This window comes from Nocardioides sp. P4_G4 (assembly GCF_056401085.1).
On the sequence record NZ_JBFUKA010000153.1, the window covers coordinates 1 to 4,424 of the forward strand.

3 protein-coding genes are annotated in these 4,424 nt (G+C 74.4%); 1 reads left to right on the plus strand and 2 read right to left on the minus strand.

Features of this window, described 5'->3' with window-relative positions:
• Positions 1-368: 368 nt before the first annotated feature.
• Entirely contained in the window at positions 369-2,024 is a 1,656-nt protein-coding gene (locus AC1DQF_RS21175) for a hypothetical protein (protein WP_477527200.1), read from the plus strand.
• Here the strand turns inward: AC1DQF_RS21175 and AC1DQF_RS21180 are convergent.
• Complete coding sequence (locus AC1DQF_RS21180; RefSeq protein ID WP_477527201.1) at positions 2,017-3,153, minus strand: BTAD domain-containing putative transcriptional regulator; 1,137 nt, start codon at positions 3,151-3,153, stop codon at positions 2,017-2,019. The genes AC1DQF_RS21175 and AC1DQF_RS21180 overlap by 8 nt on opposite strands.
• Positions 3,150-4,424: S1C family serine protease (locus tag AC1DQF_RS21185; RefSeq protein ID WP_477527202.1), on the minus strand; the 1,275-nt coding region annotated here is incomplete at its 5' end. The genes AC1DQF_RS21185 and AC1DQF_RS21180, both read right to left, overlap by 4 nt.

Below are 4,424 nucleotides of genomic sequence, written 5' to 3' on the forward strand. Positions count from 1 at the left end.
CGGGCCGCGGCTCGGCCACCGGGGCGGGCTCGGGCCGCGGCTCGGCCACGGGGGTGGGCTCGGGCGGCAGCTGGGCCTCCGTGCGCTTCTTGCGGCCGAAGCCGAAGGACGGGAGCTCCAGCGAGGGCTCGTCGCCGTCGAGGTCCTTGTCAGCCATGCGGCGAAGTRTGCCACGGCCGGCGCGTGGCCTGACCCCGCTCAGCCCAGGGCCAGCACGGAGGATCGGACGGCCCCGGGCCGTCAGATGTTCCGCGCTGCACAGTGGCCTCACCGGACACGGCTCAGGCCCGGGTCGTGCACCTCAGCGAGACCTCATCGGCGGTGAGGATCCTGAGCGTCCACCCCAGGAGCTGGACAGGGAGAGCGCGATGCCGGAGCCGAGCGAAGCGGCGGTCCTCGCGGCCCTCGCGGCCGTCGTGCAGGACCACGGCTGGCGCCTCGTGAGCAGTCCGGCGCGACTCCGTGCCTCGCTCAGCGACCTGCTCGGTGCCCGCGTCGACGACCACCAGGCGGCAGTCGACGCCCTGGTCGTCTCGGCCGAGGAGGGAGTCCCCCAGCAGGTCCGCGAGGTGGGTCGTCCCGGACTGGCAGCCGTGCGTCCGCTGCTGGTCGAGCGGCTGCGCGAGTGGGGCATGTCCGACGAGCGCGCGGACTGGGTGGTGCAGTCGTGGGCCGAGCTGCTTCCTGTCTCCACCTCACCGCACCTGGTGCCCGTCGAGGCCCCGACCCCCGTGACGCCGCCGGCACCCCGGCCGGAGGTCGCCCCACCGGCTGCGGCACCGCCGGGCGTCACCGAGCCCCCACCCGTGCGCGGTGGGACCCGACCTGACCCGGAGCCCGGGGCGGACACGCTCGCCGAACCGCGGCCCGCCGGTCACGACCTGCCCACGATCCTCCCGCCGGTGGCAGGACCGGCCGCGGGACACGCCGCAGGATCCGGCACCCCGACGCCCGGACCGTCCGGTCCCGGTCTGCGACGGCGTCTGGCCCTCGGGTCGGCCGCGGCACTGCTGCTCGTCGGAGCGGCGGTGGTCGCGGCCGTGGTGGTGACGGGGGACGGCGATCCCGACCCCCAGGGCTCCTCGGCGCAGGCGTCGGACCCGGAGTCGTCGACGACCCCGACCCCGGAGGCCCCGGAGGCGGAAGGTGGCGAGATCGGCACCGTGCCGAAGGACGTCGCGGTCGCTCCGGCGGCGGGGCGCTTCGTCATGGCGGGCCGTTCGGGCGGCGTACGCCTGGCCGGTCTTGACGAGGTGGACCAGATCAGCAACGCCGGCACCGTGAAGGCGTCGCCCGCGGGAGGACGGCTGATCGGGTTCCGGCTCGACGACGTCGCCTGTGGCGTCCCGCCGTGCACCCCCTGGACCGACCTCGGGCTGAAGGTCGCCGTGGGAAGTGACGTACGCCGGTTGCCGAAGGGGGGCGGGCCGTTCGTGGTGGCCGTGCCGGCCGGTGTCGAGGACGTGGACCTAATGATGCGGGGTGACGGCTACACCCAGACCCTGTCCCTGCTCGACGGGACGCCCGGGGAGGACAACATCGAGGTGCTCGCGCGCCCGGACCGGGCGGTGAAGGTGGGCAGCCGCTTCACCGTGACGGAGCGGACCTCGATCCCGCTCGCCTACGTGCAGGCGACGACCTCGACGGTGCCGCGCGCGGTCGACGTGGAGCGCGCCGAGCTCACGTTCTTCGTCAACGGCCTCCGGCCCGCGTCGGTGGACCGCGCCTTCCTCTCCGTCCGGCTCTCCTACACGATCCCGTACTCGGTGGCCGGTGGAGCGGGACCGGGCACCCCGCGGGCGTTCCTGCCCGACGAGGTGCGGTTCGTGTCACCGCAGGGGAAGTCCTACCCGGCCGAGGACCTCGACCCCGGTCCGGGCATCAACATCGGCTTCGAGGTGCCCGCGGACCTGCGTCGAGGCACGCTGCGCATCGGGGGGAGCTACGGGCTGACGGCCGGGGACGGGGTCACCCCCTTCACCGTCGACGTCAGCGAGCGGTCGGTCCCGATCCGCTTCAGGTGAGGTCGCGCGCGGCGGAGAAGCGCACGACCGTGTGCCCGACCACGATGGTGTCGCCGTCGGCGAGCGGGACGGGCGTTCGTACGGCAGCGCCGTTGAGGTAGGTCCCGTTCGTCGAGCCGAGGTCGACCAGCACGAAGCCCTCCGCCCCGGCCTCGACCTGGGCGTGGCGACGGGAGGCCTGCTCGTCGGCCAGGACCAGGTCGCAGTCGTCGTGGCGACCGAGCACCACGGGAGCCCCGGCGAGGGCCACCTTCACCCCTCCCGGCGCGGTCAGCATCGGTGGTGAACCCGGGCTGGCGGCCGAGACGAGCGACGTCGCCCGCACCGGACGGCCCTCCGGCTCGATGGTCGGCACCGGGGCGAGGCGCGGGTCGTGGCACAGGATCGCGTGGTGCACGGCAGCCAGCCGGGCCGACGGCTCCACGCCGAGCTCACGGTCGAGGGCCTGGCGGGCGGCGCGGTACGCCGAGAGGGCGGCGTCCTGCCGGCCGGTGCGGTAGAGCGCGACCATGAGCTGCTCCCAGAGGCGCTCGCGGGTGGGGTTCTCGGTCACCAGGTCGTGCAGGGCGGGCACCAGGGCGTCCGCACGTCCGCACGCCAGCTCGGCATCGGCCCACGCCTCGGCGCAGGTCAGCCGCTGCCCCTCGAGCGCCACGGCCCTGGCCACGGCGAAGTCGAACTCGCGCAGGTCCGCCAGCGCATGGCCCTGCCACTCGTCGAGGGCCGCAGCGTACGACTCGGACGCCTTCTCGTGGTCGCCGACGGCGGCCGCCCGTGCCCCGGCGGTGGCGAGCGCCGCGAAGCGCGTCGCGTCCGTCTCGACGGTCAGGGCGTACCCGGGGTCGCGGGTCAGCAGCCGGCCGCCGGCACCGTGGGCCGTGAGCGTCTTGCGGAGCACCGCGACGTGGTACTGCAGGGTGTTGCGTGCGGTGGCCGGCAGGTTCTCGCCCCACACCCCGTCCAGGAGGTCGTCCACGCTCACGATGCGACCTCCGGCCAGCGCGAGCATCGCCACGACCGCCCTGAGCTTGGGACCTCCCGCGGCCACGGGCTGGTCGTCGACCCGCACCTGCACGGGACCGAGGAGGTCGACCCGGACGGTGGCCAGGGACTGCGCGACGGTGGTCATTCGATCGAGAACGTGTCGTCGTCGACGAGGGTGCGCAGGTCGCCCCCGAGCCCGAGCTTGAAGAGGTAGCTCCCGGGCGGCAGGTCCGTGTCGAAGGTGAGGGTCATGCACCCGTCGCGTGGCAGCTTCGTGGGCCAGGGCGTCACGGACTCGGCGACCATCTCCCACTCGCCGGAGCCGTCCTGGCTGTAGAAGGCCGCCGCGACGTCCGTGTGCTCGCCACCGGGGAAGCCCGTGTAGTCCACGGCGATCGAGGTGGGGGAGGCGCCGGAGCGCGCCGAGCGGCATCCCTCGGTCACCGCCCCCGGCTGCCCGGGAGCGGCGTAGGACATCTTCTTCACCTTCGCCGATCCGGGTCCGGGGACCGTCCACGGGGAGGTGTAGGCGTCCCCGTCGACCGCGGCGTCGATCACCGGCCGGGCCAGGTCGATCGGGCGGATCCGGGAGAAGGCCTCCCCGCCGCTCCGGTCGAAGGTCTCCCACGTCGCGACACCGACCACCGCCCCCGAGTCGTCCACCGCGGGACCGCCGGAGTTGCCGGGCGAGATCGCGGCCGTGGTGTTGATGACGGCACGGAACTCGTCGAGGCGGTCGTCCTGCACGGGCCCGGCCACGACACCGGTCGTGAAGGTCGGGGCAACGGAGTCCGCCACGTCCGGGTAGCCGAAGAAGGAGATCGGGTCGGAGGTCTTCACGTCCGCCGACTTCCCGAGGGACACCTCGGTCAGGGCGGCGAGGTCCTCCGCCTCGGCGGGCGCACCGGAGAGCTTGGTGTCAATCTTGAGCACGGCCACGTCGAGGTAGCCGTCGACGGCGACCACCGATGCGTAGAAGCGGGGCTCTGCGGACTTGTCGAGCCCGTCGGAGACGTCGACGCGGATCCGCTTCGGGTTGGGTGCCTGCTCGTCGTCGAACTCCGTCAGGAACGCTCCGAGGCCCACCGCGGACGGGGCGGCGACGTGGGCGTTGGTGAGGATGAGCCCGCGGCCCTTGTCGAAGACGACCCCCGACCCGGTGCGGTCCTCGCCGACCAGGAAGACCGTCGCCCGGGCGACGTCGTCTCGTGACGTGGTCGTCGCGGCGGCGACCGGGGTGCCCCCGCCGTCGCCCCCGTCCACCATCCGCCACGCCAGGGCCCCACCGCCGACCACCACGAGGGCCAGCACGGCCGCGGCGACGGGCACGAGCACGCGGCGCCGACGCGAGGGCCGGGCAGCCAGACGGCCGGCGCCGGCGCCGCCCACGGCCGTCACGACGCGCTCGCCCTGCGC